Source organism: Streptomyces panaciradicis, from assembly GCF_023516615.1.
GTDB lineage: Bacteria > Actinomycetota > Actinomycetes > Streptomycetales > Streptomycetaceae > Streptomyces > Streptomyces panaciradicis.
In genome coordinates this window covers 44,317-67,863 of record NZ_JAMGBF010000040.1, presented here as the reverse complement: position 1 = coordinate 67,863, position 23,547 = coordinate 44,317, and the positions used below count along the sequence as shown (strand labels likewise).

Here is a 23,547-nt window from a genome sequence, read left to right as displayed (position 1 = left end):
GGCCGGGCGCCCGGGCGGCGCGAACCGCACGGTCAGCGGCGGCCGGGTGTTTGACGGCGAGGGCTCCGGCTACCCGAATCGGGTGACTACGACAACGACCCAGCAGGAGCTCTTCCAGTTCCTGGAGGACCGCTTCGCGTGCGCCCAGGCGTGCACGGAGTGCGCACGCGCGTGTGCTCTGCGCGCGAGCCTCGTGGACCCGGACGGCACGGAGGAGCAGGAACTCGTACGACGCAAGGGCATCATGTGCGCGGAGGTGTGCGACGCGACCTGTCGCGTGCTGTCCGAGCAGAACCGGCTGGACGAGGCGGGCATCCGCATCCAGCTGGAATGGTGCCGCACGGTGTGCCTGGAGGCCGCGCACGCCTTCGACCGGCTGGCGGGCGCCGAGGACGGCGCGAAGGCCTGCCGGGAGTGCGCGCAGGCCTGCACGGACTTCCTCGCCACGCTGCGCTGACGCTCCGCCCGGCTCTTTCCGCATCCTCGCCATTCCCAATTACTGGAACACGTTCTACGGTGTGCGCCGTCAGGACCGGCCTGGGATGCCTGGAGGCGCCGTGCACCTCGAATACACGCCCGAGCAGCAGCGGCTGCGCGCCGAACTGCGCGACTACTTCGCCGAGCTGGTACCGGACAACGCCTACGCCCGCCACGCCGACCCCGCCGCGCAGAAACGCTTCTACCGCGAGACGATCCGCCGCCTCGGCACGGACGGCTGGCTCGGCGTGGGCTGGCCCGAGGAGTACGGCGGCCGCGGCCTGACGGCGATGGAGCAGTTCATCTTCTTCGACGAGGCCGCCCAGGCCGGCGTCCCGCTGCCCCTCATGGCGCTCAACACCGTCGGCCCCACGATCATGCGGTACGGCACGGACGAGCAGAAGGCGTACTTCCTGCCCAAGGTCCTCTCCGGCGAGATCGACTTCGCCATCGGCTACAGCGAGCCCGACGCCGGCACCGACCTCGCCTCGCTGAAGACCCGCGCCGTGCGGGACGGCGACACGTACGTGGTCAACGGGCAGAAGATCTGGACGACCAACGGCGACACCGCCGACTGGGTGTGGCTCGCCACCCGCACCGACCCGGACGCCCCGCCCCACAAGGGCATCACCATGCTCCTGGTCCCCACCACCGACCCCGGCTACTCCTGCACCGTCATCACCACCCTCGCCTCCCACGACACCACCGCCAGCTACTACGAGAACGTCCGCGTCCCCCTCTCCCGGCGGGTCGGCGCCGAGAACGAGGGCTGGCGGCTGATCACCAACCAGCTCAACCACGAGCGCGTCACCCTGGCCGCCCACGGCACCATGGCCATCCGCGCCCTGCACGACGTGCAGCGCTGGGCCATGGAGACCAAGCTCGCCGACGGCCGCCGCGTCGTCGACCTGCCCTGGGTGCGCCGCCGCCTCGCCCAGACCCACACCCGGCTCGACGCGATGAAGCTCCTGAACTGGCAGATGGTCAACGCCGTCCAGAACGGCACCCTCACCCCGCAGGACGCCTCCGCGGTCAAGGTCTACGGCTCCGAGGCCCGCCGGGACGCCTACGCCTGGCTGATGGAGATCGTCGCCGCCGCCGGTGCCCTGAAGGAGGGCTCCGCGGGTGCGGTGCTCCACGGCGAGCTCGAACGCGGCTACCGCTCGGCGGTCATCTTCACCTTCGGCGGCGGCAACAACGAGATCCAGCGCGAGATCATCTCCTGGATCGGCCTGGGGATGCCGCGGGTACGGCGTTAACCTGCGGGCATGGGCGATCCCGGGCTGTTCACACCGAACTCCGTGACCTGGCAGATGCACGGCGACCCGATGATGTGGGTCGCCGGCATCCGCGCGCTCTACCTCCAGGCCCTGCACCCGCGCGCGGTGCGCGGCGTCATGCAGAACTCCGACTTCCGCCGGGACGCCTGGGGGCGGCTGATGCGGACCGCCGACTTCGTGGGCACCACGACGTACGGCACCACCGAGGCGGCCGAGCGCGCCGGCGCCCGGGTGCGCAAGATCCACCGCATGCTGTCGGCCGTCGACCCGGGCACCGGCGAGCGGTACGGCGTCGACGAACCCGAGCTGCTGCTGTGGGTGCACTGCGCCGAGATCGACTCCTATCTGCAGGTCCTGCGCCGCTCCGGCTTCCGCCTCACCGACGCCGAGGCCGACCGCTACATCGGCGAACACCGCGTCAGCGCCCGCCTGGTGGGCCTCGACCCGGACGCCGTCCCCGCGAACCAGGCCGAGATGAACGCCTACTTCGACAAGGTCCGCCCCGAACTCGCCGTCGGACCCGAGGCACGCGAGGTGGACGACTTCCTGCTCCGCCCGCCGACGCACCCCCTCCTGGTCCCGGCGCGCGAGGTGCTGTGGCGGCGCGTGGCGCACCTGGCGTACGCCGCCCTGCCGCCGTACGCCCACGAGCTGTACGGCAGACCGGCACCGAAACCCGAGACCGTCACCCGGCGCCTGCGGGCCACGGGCAACCTGCTGCGCTGCGTCCCCGCCCGTGTGCGCTGGCAACTGCCGCCCAAGCACATCCTGCGGGCGATGGACCGGCTCGGACCCGGCTCCCGTCCGGCACCGTACAAACTCGGACGATAGGTCGCCATACTGGACGAGCCAGGGGTGGGCGGGGCGAAGAGGTACGGGGGCGGTCGCGGACGATGGGGGACAGCAGGCTGATCCAGGGCCGGTACCGGCTGCTCGACCTGATCGGGCGGGGCGGTATGGGCGAGGTGTGGCGGGCCCGGGACGAGTCGCTCGGCCGGCATGTCGCCGTGAAGTGCCTGAAGCCCCTCGGGCCCCACCACGACCAGGCCTTCGCCAGGGTGCTGCGGGAACGGTTCCGGCGCGAGGCCCGGGTGGCCGCCGCCCTCCAGCACCGCGGTGTGACCGTCGTCCACGACTTCGGCGAGACCGACGGCGTGCTCTTTTTGGTGATGGAGCTGCTGGAGGGCCGCAACCTCAGCCAGTTGCTGGAGGACAACCAGCACCGACCGCTGCCCGTCCCCGACGTCGTCGACATCGCCGACCAGGTCGCCGCCGCCCTCGCCTACACCCACAAGCAGGGCATCGTGCACCGCGACCTGAAGCCCGCCAACATCGTGCGGCTCACCGACGGCGCGGTGAAGATCTGCGACTTCGGCATCGCCCGCCTCGGCCACGACATCGGCTTCACCTCCCGGCTGACCGGCACCGGCGTCGCGATGGGCACCCCGCACTACATGTCCCCGGAGCAGATCGGCGGCTCCGAGGTGGACCAGCGCAGCGACCTGTACTCGCTGGGCTGCGTGCTGTACGAGATCGCCACCGGCGTGCCGCCCTTCGACCTCGACGACCCCTGGGCGATCCTCGTCGGCCACCGCGACACCCCGCCCCGGCCGCCCCGCCATCACCGCGCCGAGCTGCCCGAGTACCTCGAGCGGATCATCCTCGACCTGCTGGCCAAGCGGCCGGAACAACGCCCGCCGGACGCCCAGGAACTGGGCCGCCGCATCGGCCTGGGGCGTACGACACCGGCGTACGTGCCGACCGTCGTGACCCCGCGGCCGGCTCTCGACCCGCCCGGGCAGCGGCCCGCGGGCACGCCCCGCCTGCCGTCGTGGACGCGCGGCATGACCATGGGCCACAAGGCCACGGGCGCCGGCCCGGACGCCACCCCGCGGGACGCGGCCGCCGGGCTGACCGGCGAGTGGACCCCGCGCCCCGACGCCGCACGACCGGGCGCGACCGCGCCGGAGCCCGCCCCGGAGACGCTCACCGCGCTGGCCGGACGGCACAACGCCGGGCTCGCGCTGGCCCGTTCGGGCCGCTGGGCGGAAGCCGGGGACGTGCACCGCGCGGTGGCCGCCGACCGTGCGCGGCTGCTGGGGCCCGAGCACCCCGACACCCTCGCCAGCCGCTACGAGGTCGCCTTCACCCTGAGCCGCACCGGCCACGCGGCCGACGCCCTGCGGGAGTACAAGTTCGTGGCCGCCGCGAGAACGCGCGCCGTGGGCGCCGACCACCCCGACACCCTGGCCGCCCGCCAGGAAATGGCCTACGTACTGGGCCAGTTGGGCCGCCACTTCGACGCGCACCAGGTGTACACCGCCGTGCGCGCCGCCCGCGAGCGCGTCCTGGGCGCCGACCACCCCGACACCCTGGCCGCCCGCCAGGAAATGGCCTACGTACTGGGCCAGTTGGGCCGCCACTTCGACGCGCACCAGGTGTACACCGCCGTGCTCGCCGCCCGCGAGCGCGTCCTGGGCGCCGACCACCCCGACACCCTGCGCTGCCGCCACAACCTCGCCTTCAACCTCAGCAGGCTCGGCCGCCAGGAGGACTCCTACCGCATGGCCCGCGACGTGGCCGCCGCCCGCGCCCGCGTCCTGGGCCCCGAGCACCCCGACACCCTGGTCACCCGCTACGAGGTCGCCTACGCGCTGGGGCAGTTGGGCCGCTGGCAGGAGGCGCTGCAGACCTACCGCGAGGTCGCCGAGGCCCGCGCCCGCGCCCTCGGCCCCGACCACGCCGACACCCTCGCCGCCCGCTACGAGATCGGCATCAGCCTCGGCCGGCTCGGCCGCAGCGAGGACGCGCTGGCCCTGTACCGCGCACTGATCGACGACCGCACCCGGGTCCAGGGGGCCACCCATCCCGAGACCCTGCGCGCCCGGCACGGCCTCGGCGTCAACCTCGGCCGGCTGGGCCGCTGGGAGGAGGCCCTGGCCGAATCCCGCGACGTGTGCGCCATCCGCGAGCGCGTTCTGGGGCCCGAGCACCCCGACACCCTGGTCAGCCGCCGCGAGGTCGCCGTCGGCCTGGGCTGGCTGGGCCGCTGGGCCGACGCCCTGACCGAGTACCGGCGGGTGGCCGCCGCCCGCGAGCGCGTCCTGGGGCCCGAGCACCCCGACGCCCTCGCCAGCCGCAACGACGAGGCCCACTGCCTGGAGCAGCTCGGCCGCGGCGCGGAGGCCGTCGAGCTGTACCGCAGGGTGGCGGTGCTGCGCCAGCGGCAGCAGGCCGCCGGCGGGCAGTGATCGCGTCGCCGCGTCCGTGTCGCCGATGGCACCCGCTGCTCACCGCTCGGTGTCCCTCTCTGGCCGATCCGGATCACCGCGTGTTACCAAGAACCATGACCGCACACGAGGCACACCGCAGCTACGACGCCGTCGTCGTCGGCGCCGGCCACAACGGCCTGGTCGCCGCCGCCTACCTGGCCCGCGCCGGACGATCCGTGCTGGTCCTGGAGCGCCTCGGGCACACCGGCGGCGCCGCCGTCTCCACCCGTCCGTTCGCCGGCGTGGACGCACGGCTGTCGCGCTACTCGTACCTGGTCAGCCTGCTGCCGAAGAAGATCGTGCGCGACCTCGGCCTGGACTTCCGCGTCCGCGCCCGCACCATCTCGTCGTACACCCCCGTGGAACGCGCCGGCCGGGCCACCGGACTGCTGGTCGGCGGCGGCGAGAGGCGCACCCGGGAGGCCTTCGCCCGGCTCACCGGCTCCGAGCGCGAGTACGAGGCATGGCAGCGCTTCTACGGCATGACGGGCCGCGTCGCCGAGCGCGTCTTCCCGACCCTCACCGAGCCGCTGCCCACCCGGGACGAGCTGCGCCGGCGCATCGACGACGAGGAGGCGTGGCGCATCCTCTTCGAGGACCCGCTCGGCGTCGCCGTCGAGGACCGCTTCGCCGACGACCTCGTGCGGGGCGTGGTCCTCACCGACGCCCTCATCGGGACCTTCGCCGACGCCCACGATCCCTCGCTGGCCCAGAACCGCTGCTTCCTCTACCACGTCATCGGTGGCGGCACGGGCGCGTGGGACGTCCCGGTCGGCGGCATGGGCGCGCTGACCGACGCCCTGGCCGCGGCGGCCCGGGAGGCGGGCGCGGTCGTCGCCACCGGGCACGAGGCGGTGCGCGTCGACACGGACGGGCGAGCCGCCGAGATCACGTACCGCACGGCCGACGGCGAGGCCACGGTCGGCGCCCGCCACGTGCTGGTCAACGCCTCCCCGCAGGCCCTGGCCGAGCTGACCGGCGACGCGCCGCCCGCCCCCGCCGAGGGCGCCCAGCTGAAGGTGAACATGCTGCTCAAGCGGCTGCCCAGGCTGCGTGACGACTCCGTCGACCCGCGCGAGGCGTTCGCCGGCACCTTCCACATCGCCGAGGGCTACGAGCAGCTCGCCACCGCCCACGCCCAGGCCGCCGCGGGCCGGCTGCCCGCCGCACCGCCCTCGGAGATCTACTGCCACTCCCTGACCGACCCCACGATCCTCGGTGCGGACCTCGTCGAGCAGGGCTACCAGACGCTCACCCTCTTCGGCCTGCACACCCCGGCCCGGCTCTTCGAGGCGGACAACGACTCCGTGCGCGAGGAACTCCTGAAGTCCACCCTCGCCCAGCTCGACGCCCACCTCGCCGAACCGCTCGCCGACTGCCTGGCCGTCGACGCGGACGGCCGCCCCTGCATCGAGGCGAAGACCCCCCTGGACCTGGAGCGCGACCTGCGCCTGCCCGGCGGCAACATCTTCCACCGCGCCCTGGCCTGGCCGCACACCCAGGAGGGCACCGGCCGCTGGGGCGTGGAGACCGGCCACGCCAACGTCCTGCTGTGCGGTGCCGGAGCGGTACGCGGCGGCGGCGTGAGCGGCGTCCCCGGCCACAACGCGGCGATGGCGGTCCTGGAGGCGACCGGCGCGTGACCTCCTCGGCCGGAGACTTCTACGACTCGCTGGCCCCCGACTACCACCGGATCTTCCCGGACTGGGAGGCGAGCATCGCCCGTCAGGCCGCCGTCCTGGACGGCCTGCTCCGGAGCGAACTCGGCCCGGGGCCGCACCGGTTGCTGGACTGCGCCTGCGGCATCGGCACGCAGGCGATCGGGCTGGCCCGCGCCGGACACCGCGTCGTCGGCAGCGACCTGAGCCCCGTCGCCGCCGCACGGGCCGCCGCCGAAGCCGCGGCCCGCGGCGTCGAACTCCCGGTCACGGCGGCCGACATGCGCCGGCTGCCGTTCCGGCCGGGCGCCTTCGACGCGGTCGTCTGCGCCGACAACTCCATCGCCCACCTCATGAGCTGCGAGGACACGGCCGTGGCGCTCGGCGAGATGCGGCGAACGCTGCGCGACGACGGGCTGCTCCTGCTCACCCTCCGGGACTACGACGCCCTCCGGCGCACCCGTCCCGCCTCGACGCCGCCGCAGGTGTCGTACGGCCCGGACGGCCGCACGATCACCTTCCAGCTCTGGCACTGGCACGAGGACGGCGAGCACTACGACCAGGAGTACTTCCAGCTCCTGCCGCAGGGGGAGGGCTGGGAGGTCCGCCTCCGGCGTGCCGCCTCCCGGGCGCTGTCGCGGGAGCAGCTGGTGGAAGCCGCGAGCGCGGCGGGGTTCGACGGCCTCGACTGGCATTCGCCGGAGGCCACCGGCTTCCACCAGCCGGTTCTGACGGCCCGAGCGGCAGGCTAGGACGGCATCGCGCGCAGTCCCGCCACGAGGAGTTCGACCAGGCGGCGGGCGTCGTAGGCGGGGTCGGTCTCCGCGCCGGCGCACAGGTTGCCGACGCCGCGCATGAGTTCGTAGGCCGTCAGCCCGGTGCGGATCTCGCCGGCGGTCTCCGCGGCGGTGAGGAGCTGTGCGCAGACGGGGACGAGGCGATCGAGGAAGTAGGCGTGCAGCGTCTCGAAACCGGCGCTGTCGGACTGCAGTACGCCGGCCAGGCCGTGCTTGGTGACCAGGAAGTCGACGAACCGGTCGATCCAGAGTGCCAGCGCGGTGTACGGGCTCCCGCTGCTCTCCAGGAGGGCCGGGCCGGCCTCGGCGCAGGCCTCCACCTGGTGCCGGTACACGCCGATGATCAGGTCCGCCCGGGTGGGGAAGTGCCGGTACAGCGTGCCCAGCCCGACGCCCGCCTCGGCCGCGATGTCCCGCACCGGCGCGTCCACGCCCTTGGCGACGAAGACCGCGGCGGCCGCCTCCAGCAGCGTCTCCTTGTTGCGCCGGGCGTCCTTGCGCCGGGACGGGGCCCCGCGCCCGCCCGTCTCGTCGCTGTCGCCGTCGATCACAGCGTTGATCCCTTCCACCGTCGCCTTGCAAAAACGGAACACGGTTCCGTATCGTCAGTACCGGAACGAGGTTCCGGTTCTGTTCATTCTGGCAGAGCGCGAACCCGGTCACCACCCCTGCCATGAGGAGACACGGACATGCAGTACCGCACCTTGGGCCGCACCGGTGTGCAGGTCAGCTCGCTCGCGCTGGGCGCGATGAACTTCGGCGCCATCGGGAACACCACCCAGGACGAGGCCACGGCCATCGTCGACGCCGCCCTGGAGGCGGGCGTCAACCTCATCGACACCGCGGACATGTACAGCGCCGGCGGGTCGGAGGAGATGGTCGGCAAGGCCATCGCGGGCCGCCGCGACGACATCGTGCTCGCCACCAAGGCGACCATGCCGATGGGCGACGAGCGCAACCACCGCGGCAGTTCACGCCGGTGGCTGGTCACCGCACTCGAGGACAGCCTGCGCCGGCTCGGCGTCGACCACGTCGACCTCTACCAGATCCACCGATGGGACCCGACGACCAGCGACGAGGAGACACTGTCGGCCCTCACCGACCTCCAACGGGCCGGGAAGATCCGCTACTTCGGCTCCTCGACCTTCCCCGCCCACCGCATCGTGCAGGCCCAGTGGGCCGCCCGCGAGCACCACCTGGGCCGCTACGTCACCGAACAGCCCAGCTACTCGATCCTGCAGCGCGGCGTCGAGGCCCATGTCCTGCCCGTGGCCGAGGAGTACGGCCTCGGCGTACTGGTGTGGAGCCCGCTCGCCTCGGGCTGGCTGACGGGCGCCGTCCGCCGGGGCGGTGACGTCACCACCAACCGCTCGGCGCTCATGCCGGAACGCTTCGACCTGAGCCTGCCCCACAACAGGGCCCGGCTCGACGCCGTCGAGCGGCTCGCCGAGATCGCCGACGAGGCCGGACTGACCCTGATCCAGCTCGCCCTCGGCTTCGTGACCGCGCACCCCGCCGTCACCGCCGCGCTCATCGGCCCGCGCACCCTCGACCACCTGCGCAGCCAGCTCGCCGCGGCCGACACGGTGCTCTCCGCCGACGTGCTCGACGCGATCGACGCCGTCGTCGCGCCCGGCACCGACCTCGCCGCCCACGAGAAGTTCGACGCGCCGCCGGCGCTGCTGGACGCGTCGCTGCGGCGCCGCTGAGACCCGGGGAGAACCGCCATGTCACAGACCACCCGGCCGACCACCCCCAGCTTCGGGATCATGACCGCCCCCATGCAGGTGTCGTACGAGGACGTCCTCACCGTCTGGCGCGAGGCGGACACCGTTCCGGAGATCGAGCACGCCTGGCTGTTCGACCACCTCATGCCGATCGGCGGCGACCCGGACGGGCCGATCCTCGAGGGCTGGACGCTGCTGTCGGCCCTCGCCGCGCAGACCCGGCGGCTGCGGCTGGGGCTGCTGGTGACCAGCAACAGGTTCCGGCCCCCCGCCGTCCTGGCCAAGATCGCCACGACCGTCGACATCGTCTCCGGCGGCCGGCTCGACTTCGGCATCGGCGTCGGCTCCCGCCCCCACCCTCCCGAGGCCCGGCGCGAGTACCCGGCGTACGGCCTGCCCTTCCAGGACACCGCGGACGCGGTACGGAGTCTCGCCGAGGCCTGCACGCTGATCCGGCGGCTGTGGACGGAGGACAAGCCCTTCGACTTCCACGGCACCCAGCACCACCTCACCGGAGCCTTCGCCAACCCCAAGCCCGTCCAGCGCCCGCATCCGCCGATCCTGATCGGCGGCCGCTCCGCCGCGACCCTGCGGGTGGCCGCCGAGCACGCCGACCTGTGGAACATCCCGGGCGGTGACCTCGAGGACGTGGTCCGCCGCAGCGCGCTGCTCGACCGCTACTGCGCCGAGATCGGCCGCGATCCGGCGGCCGTCACCCGCTCGGTCCACCTGCCCGTGGACTACGACCGGCCCGGCACCACCCGCGCCGCGATCGGCGAGGTCCTCGACGCCGGCTTCGGGCACATCGTGCTCGGGCTGCCGGCGCCGTACCCCGCCGGGGTCGCGCGCTGGGTCGCCGACGAACTGGTCAGCCCGCACCGGCCGCGGTGAGGAGTGCGGCGGTGCCGGGGTGCGGGCCGTTCTCGGCCCACCGCAGCGGGGACCAGCCGGTGCCGTGATCCTCGCGCAGGGACGGATCGGCGCCGTGTGCCAGCAACTCCCGTACCACCTCGGTGTGTCCCCAGCACGCGGCGGCGCACAGCGGTGTGCCCTCCGCGCCGATCCCGCCGCTCTCGGCGTCGGGCGGGGCGCCGGCCGCCAGGAGCAGACGGACGATCGGGGCCCGGCCGTTGACGGCGGCCTCGTACAGCGGGGTGGTGCCCTCGCGGTCGGCTCGTCCCGGATCGGCTCCGGCCCGCACAAGCGCGGCCACCTCGGCGGCGTCGTCCCGCAGGATCGCCGCGAAGAGCCGGCCGGTGAGCTTCTTCTGCCGCCGTCGGTTCATGGACCGCACGCTAGCCGACGACGGCGCCGGCCGATCGGGGATTTTCGTCCGGTCCCAGGGCGTGTGTCGAAAGTCCCGCCAGCCCCGCGACGCCCTTCGGGCGGACGACGGGACTCTCGACACACGACCTAGTCCGCCGACGCGGTCCAGCCCACCGGCGTGATCCGTGCCGAGTCGGCCGGACGGGCTTCGTCGAAGAGCACATCGCCGGCCGCCCGGACCCGGATCGCGTCGACGTACGCACCCCGTCCCACGTACAGCCGGTCCGTCGAGTACCGCCAGCGCACGCCCAGTTGGGCGGCGGCCGGAAGGTCGGCCGTCAGGCGGTGCCAGACGCGGCCCGACCAGCCCGTGACCGAGCCCGACGGGTGCTCCTGCGGCGGCTCGCCGTGGCGCGTGGTCGTGAACGGCAGGGGCTGCCAGGTCGTCCCGCCGTCGGCGGTGGTCTCCAACGCCAGTGTGTCCGAGGCCGGTTCGGTGTCCCACCACAGTGCGGCGCCGAGCCGCGCGCCGCCCCGCCGGGTGTCGAGCGCGGGCAGGGTGAGCGTGGCCGTCGTGGCGCTCGCCATGCCGGAGAACCAGGCGGTACGTCCGCGCACGGGGCGGACGGGCACGGCCCGCGCCAGACGGTTGCCGGCGGCGACCCGGGGAGCGGAACCGGAGCGCCATGTGCGCACCGGGTGGACCGAGTTGCCGAGCACGACGAGGAAGGAGTCCGTCGTCGGGTCCAGGACCAGCGAGGTGCCGGTGAAGCCGGTGTGACCGGCGGTGCGCGGGGTCGCCATCGCGCCCATGTACCAGTGCTGGTAGAGCTCGAAGCCCAGGCCGTGCTCGTGCCCGGGGAAAGCGGTGTTGAAGTCGGTGAACAGCGACTTCACCGATTCCGGGCGCAGGATGCGGGTGCGGCCGTAGGCGCCGCCGCTCAGCAGGGTCCGGCCGAGCACGGCCAGGTCCCAGGCGCAGGAGAACACCCCGGCGTGGCCGGCGACCCCGCCCAGGCTGTAGGCGTTCTCGTCGTGCACCTCGCCCCACACCAGCCCGCGGTCGAGACCGGACCAGGGCGCCCGCTCGTCCTCCGTGGCCGCGATCGCCGGCCGCCAGGAGGCGGGCGGGTTGTAGCGGGTGCGCTCCAGGCCGAGCGGCTCGGTGATGTCCTCGCGCAGCAGGACGTCCAGGGTGCGGCCCGTGACCCTCTCCAGGACCAGCTGGAGGGAGATCAGGTTCAGGTCGGAGTAGAGGTACTTCGTGCCCGGCGGGTTGATCGGGGCCTGGTCGTAGACGAGCTGGATCCTGGCCTCGTACGTCGGTGCCTTGTACAGGGGGATCCAGTCGCGGAAGCCCGAGGTGTGGGTGAGGAGTTGGCGAACGGTGACGTCCTGCTTGCCGGCGGCCCCGAACTCCGGGACGTACGAGGCGACCGTCGCCTCCAGCTCCACCTCACCCCGCTCCATCGCCCGCACCGCCAGCAGCGAGGTGAACAGCTTGGAGACGGAGGCGAGGTCGAAGACGGTGTCCTCGGACATGGGGATCTGCCGGCCGGCCGGGAACTCGACGCCGGTGTCGGTCTTCTCGTCGTACGACCGGTAGCGCACCGCCATGCCGATGGGCCGGTGCAGTGCCACGGTGCCGCCGCGCCCGGCCAGCAGGACGGCGCCCGCGTACCACGGGTGCTTGGGGGAGGGGCCGAGGAACGCCTCGGCGTCCGTGACCAGTTGGCCGAGGTGCTCGGCGAGCAGGCCGGCGCGCTCGGGCGAGCCGTAGCGAAGGGTGGGGTGCGTCGGGCCGGGGGAGGCCGCGGCCGCCGGGCCGGCGGGGAACGGGGCGATGGCCAGGGCGCCGCCCAGGGCGAGGGTTCTTCGGGCCAGTTGGCGCCGGGAGAGGCCCGGCCGGGTCGCCGCGTCGTCCGTCATGGGTGAGCCTCCCGTGCCTGAAAGTATCTTTCCGGGATCACCTTGCGGACGGAAACTTTCGTGTCAGGGGTGCGGTGTGTCAACAGGGCGGGGCGGTGGCAAGAAATCTGACGGAGCATCAGAAAAGGCCTTCCGTCGTCCGGAGGACTGCGGCATCCTGCGCCCATGCAGACGGAGCTGAGCAAGAAACTGGGAGTCGAGCACGCGATCTTCGGCTTCACGCCGTTCCCCGCCGTCGCCGCGGCCATCAGCCGGGCCGGCGGTTTCGGAGTGCTCGGCGCGGTCCGCTACACCGCCCCCGACGACCTCAAGCGCGACCTCGACTGGGTCGAGGCCCACGTCGACGGCAAGCCCTACGGCCTCGACGTCGTCATGCCCGCCAAGAAGGTGGAAGGGGTCACGGAGGCCGACGTCGAGGCGATGATCCCCGAGGGGCACCGCCAGTTCGTCCAGGACACCCTCGCCAAGTACGGCGTACCGGAACTCGCCGAGGGCGACGTGGCCGGCTGGCGCATCACCGGCTGGATGGAACAGGTCGCCCGCAGCCAGCTCGACGTCGCCTTCGACTACCCGATCCGGCTGCTGGCCAACGCCCTCGGCTCCCCGCCCGCCGACGTGGTCGCCCGCGCCCACCAGCAGGACGTGCTGGTCGCCGCGCTCGCGGGCAGCGCCCGGCACGCCCTCAAGCACAAGGAGGGCGGCATCGACATCGTCGTCGCCCAGGGCTACGAGGCGGGCGGCCACACCGGCGAGATCGCCTCCATGGTCCTCACGCCGGAGGTCGTCGAGGCCGTGGACCCGCTGCCGGTCCTGGCCGCCGGAGGCATCGGCAGCGGACAGCAGGTGGCCGCCGCCCTCGCCCTCGGCGCCCAGGGGGTGTGGCTCGGCTCCCTCTGGCTGACCTGTACCGAGGCCGACCTCTCCTCGCCCGCCGTGACCCGCAAACTGCTGGCCGCCGGGTCCGGCGACACCGTCCGCTCCCGCGCCCTGACCGGCAAGCCCGCACGCCAGCTGCGCACCGAATGGACCGACGCCTGGGACGACCCCAGCGGACCGGGCACCCTCCCCATGCCCCTGCAGGGCCTGCTGGTCGCCGACGCACTCACCCGCATCCAGAAGTACGAGGTCGAGCCCCTGCTCGGCACCCCGGTCGGCCAGATCGTCGGCCGGATGACCAGCGAACGCAGCGTCCAGGCGGTCTTCGACGACCTCACCCGCGGCTTCGAGGAAGCCGTCGACCGCGTCAACCGCATCGCCGGAAGGAGCGGTGAATGACGAGCACGACGAGTACGCCCCCGGCCGGATTCTGGGCCCAGGCCGCCGCCGACCCCGACCGGAAGGTCCTCATCGCCCCCGACGGCGAGGAGTGGACCGCCGGACGCCTGCACGCCGCCGCCAACCGCCTCGTGCACGGCCTGCGTGCCGCGGGACTGTCGCGCGGGGACGCCTTCGCGGTCGTCCTGCCCAACGGCGTCGAGTTCCTCACCGCCTACCTCGCCGCCAGCCAGGCCGGTCTCTATCTCGTGCCGGTCAACCACCACTTCGTCGGACCGGAGATCGGCTGGATCGTCGCCGACTCGGGCGCCAAGGTGCTCATCGCCCACGAGCGGTTCGCCGGTCCCGCCCGCCACGCCGCCGACGAGGCCGGCCTGCCGGCCACCCACCGCTACGCCGTCGGCGAGGTCGAGGGCTTCCGCCCGTACGCCGAACTCCTCGACGGACAGCCGGAGTCGGCGCCCGCCGACCGCGAGCTCGGCTGGGTCATGAACTACACCTCCGGCACCACCGGGCGGCCGCGCGGCATCCGCCGCCCGCTGCCCGGCCGGGCGCCGGAGGAGGCCTACCTCGGCGGCTTCCTCGGCATCTTCGGCATCAAGCCGTTCGACGGCAACGTCCACCTCGTCTGCTCGCCGCTCTACCACACGGCCGTCCTGCAGTTCGCGGGCGCGTCCCTGCACATCGGCCACCGCCTGGTCCTGATGGACAAGTGGACGCCCGAGGAGATGCTGCGCCTCATCGACGTCCACAAGTGCACGCACACCCACATGGTCCCCACCCAGTTCCACCGGCTGCTGGCCCTGCCCGAGGACGTCCGCCGCTCCTACGACGTGTCGTCCATGCGGCACGCCATCCACGGCGCCGCTCCCTGTCCCGACCACGTGAAACGGGCCATGATCGAATGGTGGGGCGACTCGGTCGAGGAGTACTACGCGGCCAGCGAGGGCGGCGGCGCCTTCGCCACCGCCGAGGACTGGCTGAAGAAGCCCGGCACCGTCGGCAAGGCGTGGCCCATCAGCGAGCTCGCCGTCTTCGACGAGGACGGCAACCGGCTGCCGCCCGGCGAACTGGGCACCGTCTACATGAAGATGAACACCGGCGGCTTCGCCTACCACAAGGACGAGGCCAAGACACGGAAGAACCGCATCGGCGACTACTTCACCGTCGGCGACCTCGGCTGTCTCGACGAGGACGGCTACCTCTTCCTCCGCGACCGCAAGATCGACATGATCATCTCGGGCGGGGTCAACATCTACCCGGCCGAGATCGAGTCCGCCCTCCTGGCCCACCCCGCCGTGGCGGACGCCGCCGTCTTCGGCATCCCGCACGACGACTGGGGCGAGGAGGTCAAGGCGGTCGTCGAACCGGCGCCGGGACACGAGCCGGGCCCCGCGCTGGCCGCCTCCATCCTGGAGCACTGCGCCGAACGGCTCGCCGGCTACAAGCGGCCCAGGACCGTCGACTTCATCACGGAAATGCCCCGCGACCCCAACGGCAAGCTGTACAAACGGCGACTGCGGGACCCGTACTGGAAGGGCCGCACCCGGCCCGTGTGACAGGCACCGGGCCGACGGGGGGCGGAGGATCGAACGCGGCGGGGTGCCCGCGCGTCGTAGGGACGGCACCGTGTTCGTCACCGTCACCGTCACCGTCACCGTCGGCCCCGGGGGTCCCATGCGCAGGCACACCGCACCTCGGCGGCCGGCAGAGCGGTCGCGGCGGTGAGCAACGCGACGGCCCCGACGATCAGCCGTCTTCCACGGGTGCGCAATGGTGTCTCCCAACGTCCGTCAGCGGAACGGTGGTTGAACATGCCTGCGGTTGTGACCCGCCCGGGTGCTTGACCCGCCCCGGCCACGGACCGAGGATCATGAGTCATGACGCAGGGACAGGGCAGCACGGTTGACGGGGTGCTGCGGCGCAGCGCCCGGCGCACCCCGGCGCGGGTCGCGATCGAGTACGGCGACCGCAGATGGACGTACCGGGAACTCGACGACGCCGTCTCCCGCGCGGCGAGCGTCCTGCTCGGCCAAGGCCTGGCGCCCGGCGACCGGGTCGGCGCCTACGGCCACAACTCCGACGCCTACCTGATCGGCTTCCTGGCGTGTGCCCGAGCCGGGCTCGTGCACGTCCCGGTCAACCAGAACCTGACCGGGGACGACCTCGCCTACATCGTCGGCCAGTCCGGCAGCTCCCTGGTCCTCGCCGACCCCGACCTGGCGCCGCGGCTCGCCGACGGCACGAGGACGCTGCCGCTGCGGGACGCCGAGGACTCCTTCCTCGCCCGCCTGGCCACGGCTCCCGCGTACGACGGCCCCGAACCGCGCACCGAGGACCTCGTGCAGCTGCTGTACACCTCGGGCACCACGGCCCTGCCCAAGGGCGCGATGATGACCCACCGGGCGCTGGTCCACGAGTACCTGAGCGCGATCACCGCCCTCGACCTGAGCGCCGGCGACCGTCCCGCGCACTCCCTGCCGCTGTACCACTCGGCGCAGATGCACGTGTTCCTGCTGCCCTACCTCGCGGTCGGCGCCACCAACATCATCCTCGACGCCCCCGACGGCGACCGGCTCTTCGACCTGATCGAGGCCGGCCGCGTGGACAGCCTGTTCGCCCCGCCCACCGTGTGGATCGCTCTCGCCAACCGCCCCGACTTCGCCACCCGCGACCTCGACGGCCTGCGCAAGGCGTACTACGGCGCCTCGATCATGCCCGTGCCCGTCCTGGAGCGGCTGCGCGAACGGCTGCCGAAGCTCGCCTTCTACAACTGCTTCGGCCAGAGCGAGATCGGCCCCCTCGCCACTGTCCTGGCGCCCGACGAGCACAAGGGCCGCATGGACTCCTGCGGCCGGCCCGTCCTCTTCGTCGACGCCCGCGTGGTCGACGAGGACGGCAAGGACGTCCCCGACGGCACCCCCGGCGAAATCGTCTACCGCTCCCCGCAGTTGTGCGAGGGGTACTGGGACAAGCCGGAGGAGACCGCGGAGGCCTTCCGTGACGGCTGGTTCCACTCCGGCGACCTCGCGGTGCGCGACGCGCACGGCTACTACACGATCGTCGACCGGGTGAAGGACGTCATCAACTCCGGTGGCGTACTGGTCGCCTCACGCCAGGTCGAGGACGCCCTGTACACGCACGACGCCGTCGCCGAGGTGGCCGTGGTCGGCCTGCCCGACGACCGGTGGGTCGAGGCCGTCACGGCGTTCGTCGTCCCCCGCGGGGAGGTGACCGAGGCCGAACTGATCGAGCACGCCCGCGAGAAACTCTCCCCCTTCAAGGCGCCGAAGCGGGTGGTGTTCGTGACGGAGCTGCCGCGCAACGCCAGCGGGAAGATCCTCAAACGGCAGCTGCGGGACCGCTCCGGCACGTGACGCGATGCACAGGCCGTCTCCTGCCGTATCCGGTGTTGCCACCGCTAGCATGACTCATGTATACGGCAGGAGGGCACCCACCAAGCATGCGATGCTGCTTCTCCGCTCCTCTCGCCGCCCTCGCCGGAGTCCCCGGCCCCTGTGAGGTGCTGCGCTCGGGAGCCTTGCTCGCTCCGGCCCTGCTCAGGGCCGCCTCCGCAGCCCGCTCACGGCTCCCGCACCCGCACCAGATCGCGGCCGTCCATCTGGAACTGGTCACCCTGACCGAGGACCGCGCCGTCATCACCTGGTACACGGGCGTCCCCGGCACCGACGACGGCTTCGGCCGCATGCTGCCCGCCGTCACCGAGGGCGAGGTCGTCTACGGCACCCACCCGGCCCACCTCAACCGCGTCGCGGGCGAGGACCTGGCCACCGCCCATCACCACGTGGAGCTCACCGGCCTGGAGCCGGGGCAGACGTACTACTACCAGGCCCGCTCCCGGGGCGTGGCCGCCCGGCCCACCACCCTGCACCTGGTGCGCGGCAACGCCGCGGGCACCTCCCTGCACGGCCTGGGCTCCCTCGGCGGCCCGTACGCCTTCACCACGCCGCAGCCCCCGCCCGGCCGGCACCTGATGTCCCTCGCCCTCTGCAACGACCTGCACCTCGGCGAGACCGTCGCCGGTCTCGTGACCGGCTTCCCCCTGCTGCGCGGGGTCTCGCAGGAGCCCGGTCTGCCGCCGTATCCGGAGATCATGACCCGGGCCCTGGTCCAGGAGGCCCTGGGGCGCGGAGCGGACGTGCTGCTGGCCGCGGGCGACATATCGGCGGGCGGCGGGCCTGCCGACCTGGCCCGGGCCAGAGGCATCCTGGACGGATTCGGCACCCACGACCGCGACTACTTCGTCGTCCGCGGCAACCACGACCGGCCCGGCTCCCAGGACGTCGACGGCGACGGCTTCCGCCGCGGGTTCGGCCGGGCGGACGAGCCCGGCTACTTCGCCCGCGAACTGGGCGGCCTGCGGATCATCGGCCTGGACACCTACGAGAAACGGGGCAACGGCGCGGACTCGGGCGGGCTCGGCCCCGAGCAGCTGGCCTGGTTCCGCGGCCGGCTGCGGGAGAACCGCGAACAGCCCACCGTCGTCTTCGGCCACCATCCGCTGACGGTCCGGGACTCGCTCTTCCCCGTCAGCTCGGGCCAGCGCCTCAGCCGCCGCCAGGCCCGCTCGATCATCGACGCCTACGCCACCACCCCCGGCGTCTTCCTGCACCACGCCGGCCACACCCACCGCAACAAGCGCACCGTCGTGCCGCAGGCCCCGCACGTCGCCCTGCAGGAGGTCGGCGCCGCCAAGGAGTACCCGGGCGGTTTCAGCCTGCTCCGCATCCACACCGGCGGCTACGCCCTGAACTTCTTCAAGGCGCGCGGCGCGGAGGCCCTGGAGTGGGGCGAGCGCAGCCGCCGGATGGCGGGCGGGCTGTGGCCGCACCACGCGCTGGGCCGCTCGGTCACCGACCGCAACAGCGTGGTCTTCCGCGACCTGTCCGGCATCACCCGCCCCACGTCACCGGCCCTCGCGCAGAGCCTCTGACCGCGTGTCTCAAGCGCGCGGGCGCAGGTCCACGATGCGGCGGATCTTGCCCACCGACCGCTCCAGGGACTCCGGTTCCACGATCTCGACGGCGACCGAGACGCCGATGCCGTCCTTGACGGCCACCGCGATCGCCGCCGCGGCCGCCTCCCGCACTTCCGCGCCGGCGTCGGAGCGGGCCTCGGCCCGCACCGTGAGGGCGTCCATGCGGCCCTCGCGGGTCAGTTTCAGCTGGAAGTGCGGCGCCACCCCGGGCGTGCGCAGCACGATCTCCTCGATCTGCGTCGGGAACAGGTTCACCCCGCGCAGGATGACCATGTCGTCGCTGCGCCCGGTGACCTTCTCCATCCGCCGGAACACCCGGGCCGTCCCCGGCAGCAGCCGCGTCAGATCGCGGGTGCGGTACCGCACGACGGGCATCGCCTCCTTGGTCAGCGAGGTGAACACCAGCTCGCCCTCCTCGCCGTCGGGCAGCACCTCACCGGTGAAGGGATCGACGATCTCGGGGTAGAAGTGGTCCTCCCAGACGTGCAGCCCGTCCTTGGTCTCCACGCACTCCTGGGCCACCCCCGGGCCGATCACCTCGGACAGCCCGTATATGTCGACGGCGTCGATCGCGAACCGTTCCTCGATCTCCCGCCGCATCTCCTCGGTCCACGGCTCGGCGCCGAAGACGCCGACCCGCAGTGACGTGCCGCGCGGGTCGACGCCCTGCCGCTCGAACTCGTCGAGCAGGGTGAGCATGTACGACGGGGTCACCATGATGATCCGCGGCTCGAGGTCCTGGATCAGCTGGACCTGACGGGCCGTCATGCCACCGGAGGCCGGGACGACCGTGCAGCCGAGCCGCTCGGCGCCGTAGTGCGCGCCGAGGCCCCCGGTGAACAGCCCGTATCCGTAGGCCACATGGACCGTGTCGCCGGGCCTGGCGCCGGCCGCGCGGAGCGAGCGGGCCACCATGTCGGCCCACAGGGAGAGGTCGTTGTCCGTGTAGCCGACGACCGTGGGGCGTCCCGTGGTGCCGCTGGAGGCGTGGATGCGGCGGATGCGGTCCCGGGGTACGGCGAACATTCCGTACGGGTAGTTCTCGCGCAGGTCGCCCTTGGTGGTGAAGGGGAAACGCGCGAGGTCGGACAGCGACTCGCAGTCCTCCGGCCGCACCCCGGCCTTGGCGAACGCCTCACGGTAGAACGGCACGTGTTCGCAGGCGTGCCGCAGCGAGGCCCGCAACCGCTCCAGCTGCAGGGCCCGCAGTGCCTCCGCGTCGAGCCGTTCCCCGCTGTCCAGCAGCTCCGCACCATCCGCCATGGGGGCTTCTCCCTCACCGACCGCACCAATTCGGACGACCGATCATTCGGTCGAGCTCTTCGGGATCAAGTAATTCAGGCCCCCCACGGGCAGGCAAGAGTTCGGCCCGGATTTTTCTCACCGGTGCCCTCGCCGCCGGACGCAGAACCCCGTTGCGGCGCGCGGCGGCCGTCCGTGAAGATCGACGGCATGCCTTCCTTCACCGCACCGGACGGGACCGAGCTGGCCTACCACGCGCGGGGGGTGGGCGCCTCGCTGGTCGTGCTGCCCGGCGGGCCCATGCAGGCCTCCTCCTACCTCGGTGACCTGGGCGGACTGACCGCGCACCGGCGGCTGATCCTGCTGGACCTGCGCGGCACCGGTGCGTCCGCGGTGCCGGCGGACCCGGCGACGTACCGCTGCGACCGGCTCGTGGACGACGTGGAGGCCTTGCGCGTCCATCTGGGGCTGGAGCGCATGGACGTACTCGCGCACTCGGCCGGGGGCAGCCTCGCCATGCTCTACGCCGCCCGGTATCCGCGGCGGGTGGCCCGGCTGGTGCTGGTCACCGCGATCCCGTGGGCGCTGGGCCTGAAGGCGACCCCGGAGCAGCGGCTGGCGGCGGCTCGCGCGCGCGACGGCGAGCCCTGGTTCGCGCAGGCGTTCCCCGCCTTCGAGGACTGGCTGGCCGGGAAGAGCGACTACGACCCCGTGTTCGCGCCGTTCTCCTACGGCCGCTGGGACGAGGCAGCGGCCGAGCACGTGGCACGCTCCGACGCGGAGTTCAACGACGAGGCCCACGACATCTACGGCTCCGACGGCGCCTACGACCCGCCCGCCACCCGCGCCGCCCTCGCCGAGGTCACCGCGCCGGTGCTCGTCCTGGCGGGCGGCCTCGACGGCGGGCCCTGCCCCGAGCTCGCGCGCGCCGCGGCCGAGGTGTTCCCCAACGCCGAGTTCGACGTGCAGCCCGGTGCCGGGCACTACCCGTGGATGGACGACGGGGAGTGGTTCGCGCGCCGTGTGGCGGCCTTCCTCGACCGGTGACCCACCGGCCGGGCTCAGTGCCGTCGGGCCGGGGCGGCCCTGCGGCGCCGGCGCAGTACGAGGTGGCCGGCCGCCAGGCCCGCGCCGAGGACGGTGAGCCCGACCCCGCCGGCCACCTCGAAGTCGGCGGGCCCGGTACTGCCGCCGAGCCCCGCGTTGACGCCCCGCCGCGGTACGGCGGTGGCGGCCGCCGTGGATGTGGCGGTGGCCGTGGCCGTGGCGGCGGGCCGGTGCGGCAGGTCCTCACACGCGATGCCGTCGTTGTCCGCGTCCAGGCGGTTGGGATCGCTCGGATCGCTGTTGAACACGGCCTGCGCGTCCTCCTGGAACACGAAGTCGGAGCAGTCCAGGTCGCTCTGCGCGTGGGCCACGGCGGCCGCGGGCCCGACGGTCGCGAGGAGCGCCAGCGCGACTGTGCTCAGGGAGCGGGTGCGTATGTTCATGGGGGTCCCTTTCAGCGACGGTGGATCCGATCCACGTCACTGCGACCCTAGGAACGGTCACGGGCCCCCGGCGCGCCCTGCTACGCCGTCCGAAGGCCCCCGCTGTCACCCCGTCGGCGGTTCCGCTCACCCGCCCTGCGGCCCGTACGCCGTCAGGAAGCGGTCCCGGAAGGTGTTCATGCTCCACTCCGGCGCGTTGTCGGCGGGCTTGATGCCCTCCGTCCAGCCCCAGCCGGAGATGCGGTCCAGCACCTTGGGGTCGCGGGCGACGACGGTGACCGGCACGTCCCTGTTGCTGGTGCCCCCCGTGACCGTCGGGACGGGCTGGTGGTCGCCGAGGAAGACGAGAACGGTCTTGTCGTCGCCGTACCGCTGGACCCACTGGGTAAGGCTGTCCAGGGAGTACTGGATGGCCTTGCGGTATTCGGTCCGCACCCGCTTGGCGCTCTTCCAGACCTCCGTCGGGTTCGTGCCCTCCTTCTTGATCTTGTAGAAGACCTTGCCGTCGCCGAGGTCCTTCCAGTCGATCATGTGGGCGATGGGCGACCAGGGGTTGTGGCTGGAGGCCAGGATGATCTCCGCCATGATCGGGTCCCGGTTCTTCTTGCCGTGCTCCAGCTTCTGGAAGGCCTCCAGGCTGAACTGGTCCGGCACCGGCGTCCAGCTGAAGTAGGGGCCCTGGTAGCCGAGGTGCGTGGAGTCGTAGATGTGGTCGAGGCCGAAGTACTTGCCCTCGGGCCAGGCCTTGCGGACGCCGGGGACGATGCCGACGGTCCGCCAGGCGCCGGTCTTGCGGAAGTAGCTGGTGAGGGTGGCGCGGTCGCTCGTGGTCAGGGTCCGGTAGCGCTGCTGGTTCTTCACCCACAGGCCCGACAGGAACGTCGAGTGGGCGAGCCAGCTGCCGGCACCGGTCACCGGCGACCTCAGCCAGCCGCTGCGCGCGGAGAAGCCGGCCGCCTTCAGCCGGGCGTCGCCCGCCTTGAGCGTGGCGTCGACCTCCGGTCCCATCGTCGGATCGTCGATGGCGACCCGGCCGTAGCTCTCGATGAAGGTGAGCATGACGTCCTTGCCGCGCAGCCCGGTCAGCAACTGGTCGGGCGGGGTCTTGGCGTAGGCGTCGACGGTGAGCTGCTTCTTGAAGACCTCGGCGTCCCCGAGGCCGTCGCGGACGTACTGCACCCGGTTCGACAGGTACTGGGCGTAGCCCTTGGTGGCCACGGTGACGCCGCCGAACTGCACGCCCAGCGTGAAGCAGATGATCCATACGACGCCGAGGACCAGCGTGGAACGCACGGCCACGGTGCGGTGCCGGGCCAGCACGTTGGCCAGCCGCACCGTCGCCAGCGCGCTCAGCACGAGCACGGCGACGACGAGGGCGATCACCCCGATCACCGCGAGGACTTCGCCGGTGCGGCCGAGCGAGTCCTTCAGGAAGTCCGCGGCGTCGCTGAGCAGGACCCAGTCGAAGACCAGGTCGAACGGCCGGGCCAGGGTCTGGCGGAAGCCCATGTCGAGGCACTTCAGGACCGCGGACAGCCCGAGGATCACGCCCAGGGCGGCGGCGGTGATCCGCCGTGCCCGCGACGGCAGCGCGAGCAGGACGGCGGCGAGGAAGATCCCCTCGACGGGAAGGCGCAGGAAGGACTGGACGGTGATGTAGTCTAGACGGTTGGGCACGAGCAGCACCACGAACACCAGCACGGCGGCCAGCACGGTCGTGCCCAGCCATATGCCCCGCGCGGTCCGCGGAAACCGCCGACGCCAGCCGAACCAGCCGGGACGGGTGGGGGAGACGGGTGCGGCGGCCTGCGCTTCGGCCTGCGCGTCGGGATCGGCTTCGTCGTGTGCGGCGGTCTCGAGGGCGGGTTCCGGGGCGCCGGGAGTCGCCGGTGTCGGCTTGCCGGCCGGCTCGGGGTCCTCGCGGGATGCGTCGGTCGACGTCACGTCGGGGTCCGGGCTCCCGTCGGCTTCCGCGTCCGTGTCCGGCAGCTGGCGAGGGGGCGTGAGGTGCGACACCCGAAGGTCCTTCCGTGCGGTTTCCCGGTGCTGGTACGGCGGACCGGGCCCGCAGGTCGGGGCCGCCTACCTCGCGTACGGCCCCCCGTCACCCTCCGTTCAAGCGCGCAGGTCAACCG

Annotated in this window: 19 protein-coding genes; 13 read left to right on the top strand and 6 right to left on the bottom strand. The window is 72.8% G+C overall.

Annotated features, from left to right (window positions below; translation table 11 throughout):
• The first annotated feature begins 82 nt into the window (after positions 1 to 82).
• The 6 genes from M8J74_RS16145 (at position 83) to M8J74_RS16120 (ending at position 7,439) form a co-directional block, all read left to right on the top strand.
• Positions 83 to 457, top strand: a complete 375-nt coding sequence (locus M8J74_RS16145) for a four-helix bundle copper-binding protein (RefSeq protein ID WP_249837065.1) — start codon at positions 83 to 85, stop codon at positions 455 to 457.
• 100 nt (positions 458 to 557) lie between these two features.
• Positions 558 to 1,736, top strand: a complete 1,179-nt coding sequence (locus tag M8J74_RS16140; RefSeq protein WP_249837064.1) for an acyl-CoA dehydrogenase family protein — start codon at positions 558 to 560, stop codon at positions 1,734 to 1,736.
• Between the two features lie 9 nt (positions 1,737 to 1,745).
• Positions 1,746 to 2,588: an oxygenase MpaB family protein gene (locus M8J74_RS16135; protein WP_249837063.1), complete on the top strand. Its 843-nt coding sequence runs from the start codon at positions 1,746 to 1,748 to the stop codon at positions 2,586 to 2,588.
• Positions 2,589 to 2,650: 62 nt separating this feature from the next.
• A complete protein-coding gene (locus M8J74_RS16130; RefSeq protein WP_249837062.1) occupies positions 2,651 to 5,008 on the top strand; it encodes a serine/threonine-protein kinase in 2,358 nt (785 codons plus the stop codon).
• Positions 5,009 to 5,103: 95 nt separating this feature from the next.
• Positions 5,104 to 6,672, top strand: coding sequence for a phytoene desaturase family protein (locus tag M8J74_RS16125; RefSeq protein ID WP_249837061.1), 1,569 nt, complete (start codon positions 5,104 to 5,106; stop codon positions 6,670 to 6,672).
• The gene (locus M8J74_RS16120; protein WP_249837060.1) at positions 6,669 to 7,439 is read left to right on the top strand and encodes a class I SAM-dependent methyltransferase; all 771 of its coding nucleotides are present in this window, start codon (positions 6,669 to 6,671) and stop codon (positions 7,437 to 7,439) included. Before M8J74_RS16125 ends, M8J74_RS16120 begins: the two co-directional genes overlap by 4 nt.
• On the opposite strand, the gene M8J74_RS16115 is transcribed toward M8J74_RS16120, so the two are convergent.
• Positions 7,436 to 8,035, bottom strand: a complete 600-nt coding sequence (locus M8J74_RS16115; RefSeq protein ID WP_249837059.1) for a TetR/AcrR family transcriptional regulator — start codon at positions 8,033 to 8,035, stop codon at positions 7,436 to 7,438. The two genes, M8J74_RS16120 and M8J74_RS16115, sit on opposite strands and share 4 nt — an antisense overlap.
• Before the next feature lie 138 nt (positions 8,036 to 8,173).
• Here M8J74_RS16115 and M8J74_RS16110 point away from each other — a divergent pair, with 138 nt between their 5' ends.
• Both M8J74_RS16110 and M8J74_RS16105 read left to right on the top strand, forming a co-directional pair.
• Entirely contained in the window at positions 8,174 to 9,193 is a 1,020-nt protein-coding gene (locus tag M8J74_RS16110) for an aldo/keto reductase (protein WP_249837058.1), read from the top strand.
• 18 nt (positions 9,194 to 9,211) lie between these two features.
• Entirely contained in the window at positions 9,212 to 10,102 is an 891-nt protein-coding gene (locus M8J74_RS16105; RefSeq protein ID WP_249837057.1) for an LLM class flavin-dependent oxidoreductase, read from the top strand.
• Here M8J74_RS16105 and M8J74_RS16100 read toward each other — a convergent pair.
• Positions 10,080 to 10,496 (bottom strand): ankyrin repeat domain-containing protein, encoded by a 417-nt coding sequence (locus tag M8J74_RS16100; RefSeq protein ID WP_249837056.1) that lies wholly within the window; start codon positions 10,494 to 10,496, stop codon positions 10,080 to 10,082. The genes M8J74_RS16105 and M8J74_RS16100 overlap by 23 nt on opposite strands.
• Before the next feature lie 128 nt (positions 10,497 to 10,624).
• A complete protein-coding gene (locus tag M8J74_RS16095) occupies positions 10,625 to 12,406 on the bottom strand; it encodes a serine hydrolase domain-containing protein (RefSeq protein ID WP_249837055.1) in 1,782 nt (593 codons plus the stop codon).
• 165 nt (positions 12,407 to 12,571) lie between these two features.
• Between M8J74_RS16095 and M8J74_RS16090 the strand changes: the two genes are divergently transcribed.
• The 4 genes from M8J74_RS16090 (at position 12,572) to M8J74_RS16075 (ending at position 18,635) form a co-directional block, all read left to right on the top strand.
• Entirely contained in the window at positions 12,572 to 13,681 is a 1,110-nt protein-coding gene (locus tag M8J74_RS16090) for an NAD(P)H-dependent flavin oxidoreductase (protein WP_249837054.1), read from the top strand.
• Positions 13,678 to 15,240 (top strand): acyl-CoA synthetase, encoded by a 1,563-nt coding sequence (locus M8J74_RS16085; RefSeq protein ID WP_249837053.1) that lies wholly within the window; start codon positions 13,678 to 13,680, stop codon positions 15,238 to 15,240. Before M8J74_RS16090 ends, M8J74_RS16085 begins: the two co-directional genes overlap by 4 nt.
• Positions 15,241 to 15,561: 321 nt before the next feature.
• Positions 15,562 to 17,058 (top strand): acyl-CoA synthetase, encoded by a 1,497-nt coding sequence (locus tag M8J74_RS16080; RefSeq protein ID WP_249837052.1) that lies wholly within the window; start codon positions 15,562 to 15,564, stop codon positions 17,056 to 17,058.
• Positions 17,059 to 17,144: 86 nt separating this feature from the next.
• Positions 17,145 to 18,635 (top strand): purple acid phosphatase family protein, encoded by a 1,491-nt coding sequence (locus M8J74_RS16075; RefSeq protein ID WP_249837051.1) that lies wholly within the window; start codon positions 17,145 to 17,147, stop codon positions 18,633 to 18,635.
• A gap of 9 nt (positions 18,636 to 18,644) precedes the next feature.
• On the opposite strand, the gene paaK is transcribed toward M8J74_RS16075, so the two are convergent.
• Positions 18,645 to 19,943 (bottom strand): phenylacetate--CoA ligase PaaK, encoded by a 1,299-nt coding sequence (gene paaK, locus M8J74_RS16070; RefSeq protein ID WP_249837050.1) that lies wholly within the window; start codon positions 19,941 to 19,943, stop codon positions 18,645 to 18,647.
• Positions 19,944 to 20,132: 189 nt separating this feature from the next.
• Between paaK and M8J74_RS16065 the strand changes: the two genes are divergently transcribed.
• Positions 20,133 to 20,969 (top strand): alpha/beta fold hydrolase, encoded by an 837-nt coding sequence (locus M8J74_RS16065; protein WP_249837049.1) that lies wholly within the window; start codon positions 20,133 to 20,135, stop codon positions 20,967 to 20,969.
• Positions 20,970 to 20,983: 14 nt separating this feature from the next.
• Here the strand turns inward: M8J74_RS16065 and M8J74_RS16060 are convergent, their stop codons facing one another.
• Together M8J74_RS16060 and M8J74_RS16055 are read right to left on the bottom strand one after the other, a co-directional pair.
• Positions 20,984 to 21,412 carry an excalibur calcium-binding domain-containing protein gene (locus M8J74_RS16060; protein ID WP_249837048.1) on the bottom strand — a complete coding sequence of 143 codons (429 nt, stop codon included), beginning with the start codon at positions 21,410 to 21,412 and terminating at the stop codon, positions 20,984 to 20,986.
• Positions 21,413 to 21,538: 126 nt separating this feature from the next.
• Positions 21,539 to 23,428, bottom strand: a complete 1,890-nt coding sequence (locus M8J74_RS16055) for an alkaline phosphatase family protein (RefSeq protein WP_249837047.1) — start codon at positions 23,426 to 23,428, stop codon at positions 21,539 to 21,541.
• Positions 23,429 to 23,547 lie beyond the last annotated feature (119 nt).

Coding starts and splice junctions, on each gene's coding strand:
- M8J74_RS16135 (WP_249837063.1), top strand. CDS start 1,746: ATGGGCGATCCCGGGCTGTTCACACCGAACTCCGTGACCTGGCAGATG.
- M8J74_RS16130 (WP_249837062.1), top strand. CDS start 2,651: ATGGGGGACAGCAGGCTGATCCAGGGCCGGTACCGGCTGCTCGACCTG.
- M8J74_RS16125 (WP_249837061.1), top strand. CDS start 5,104: ATGACCGCACACGAGGCACACCGCAGCTACGACGCCGTCGTCGTCGGC.
- M8J74_RS16110 (WP_249837058.1), top strand. CDS start 8,174: ATGCAGTACCGCACCTTGGGCCGCACCGGTGTGCAGGTCAGCTCGCTC.
- M8J74_RS16105 (WP_249837057.1), top strand. CDS start 9,212: ATGTCACAGACCACCCGGCCGACCACCCCCAGCTTCGGGATCATGACC.
- M8J74_RS16100 (WP_249837056.1), bottom strand. CDS start 10,496: ATGAACCGACGGCGGCAGAAGAAGCTCACCGGCCGGCTCTTCGCGGCG.
- M8J74_RS16095 (WP_249837055.1), bottom strand. CDS start 12,406: ATGACGGACGACGCGGCGACCCGGCCGGGCCTCTCCCGGCGCCAACTG.
- M8J74_RS16090 (WP_249837054.1), top strand. CDS start 12,572: ATGCAGACGGAGCTGAGCAAGAAACTGGGAGTCGAGCACGCGATCTTC.
- M8J74_RS16085 (WP_249837053.1), top strand. CDS start 13,678: ATGACGAGCACGACGAGTACGCCCCCGGCCGGATTCTGGGCCCAGGCC.
- M8J74_RS16080 (WP_249837052.1), top strand. CDS start 15,562: ATGACGCAGGGACAGGGCAGCACGGTTGACGGGGTGCTGCGGCGCAGC.
- M8J74_RS16075 (WP_249837051.1), top strand. CDS start 17,145: ATGCGATGCTGCTTCTCCGCTCCTCTCGCCGCCCTCGCCGGAGTCCCC.
- paaK (WP_249837050.1), bottom strand. CDS start 19,943: ATGGCGGATGGTGCGGAGCTGCTGGACAGCGGGGAACGGCTCGACGCG.
- M8J74_RS16065 (WP_249837049.1), top strand. CDS start 20,133: ATGCCTTCCTTCACCGCACCGGACGGGACCGAGCTGGCCTACCACGCG.
- M8J74_RS16060 (WP_249837048.1), bottom strand. CDS start 21,412: ATGAACATACGCACCCGCTCCCTGAGCACAGTCGCGCTGGCGCTCCTC.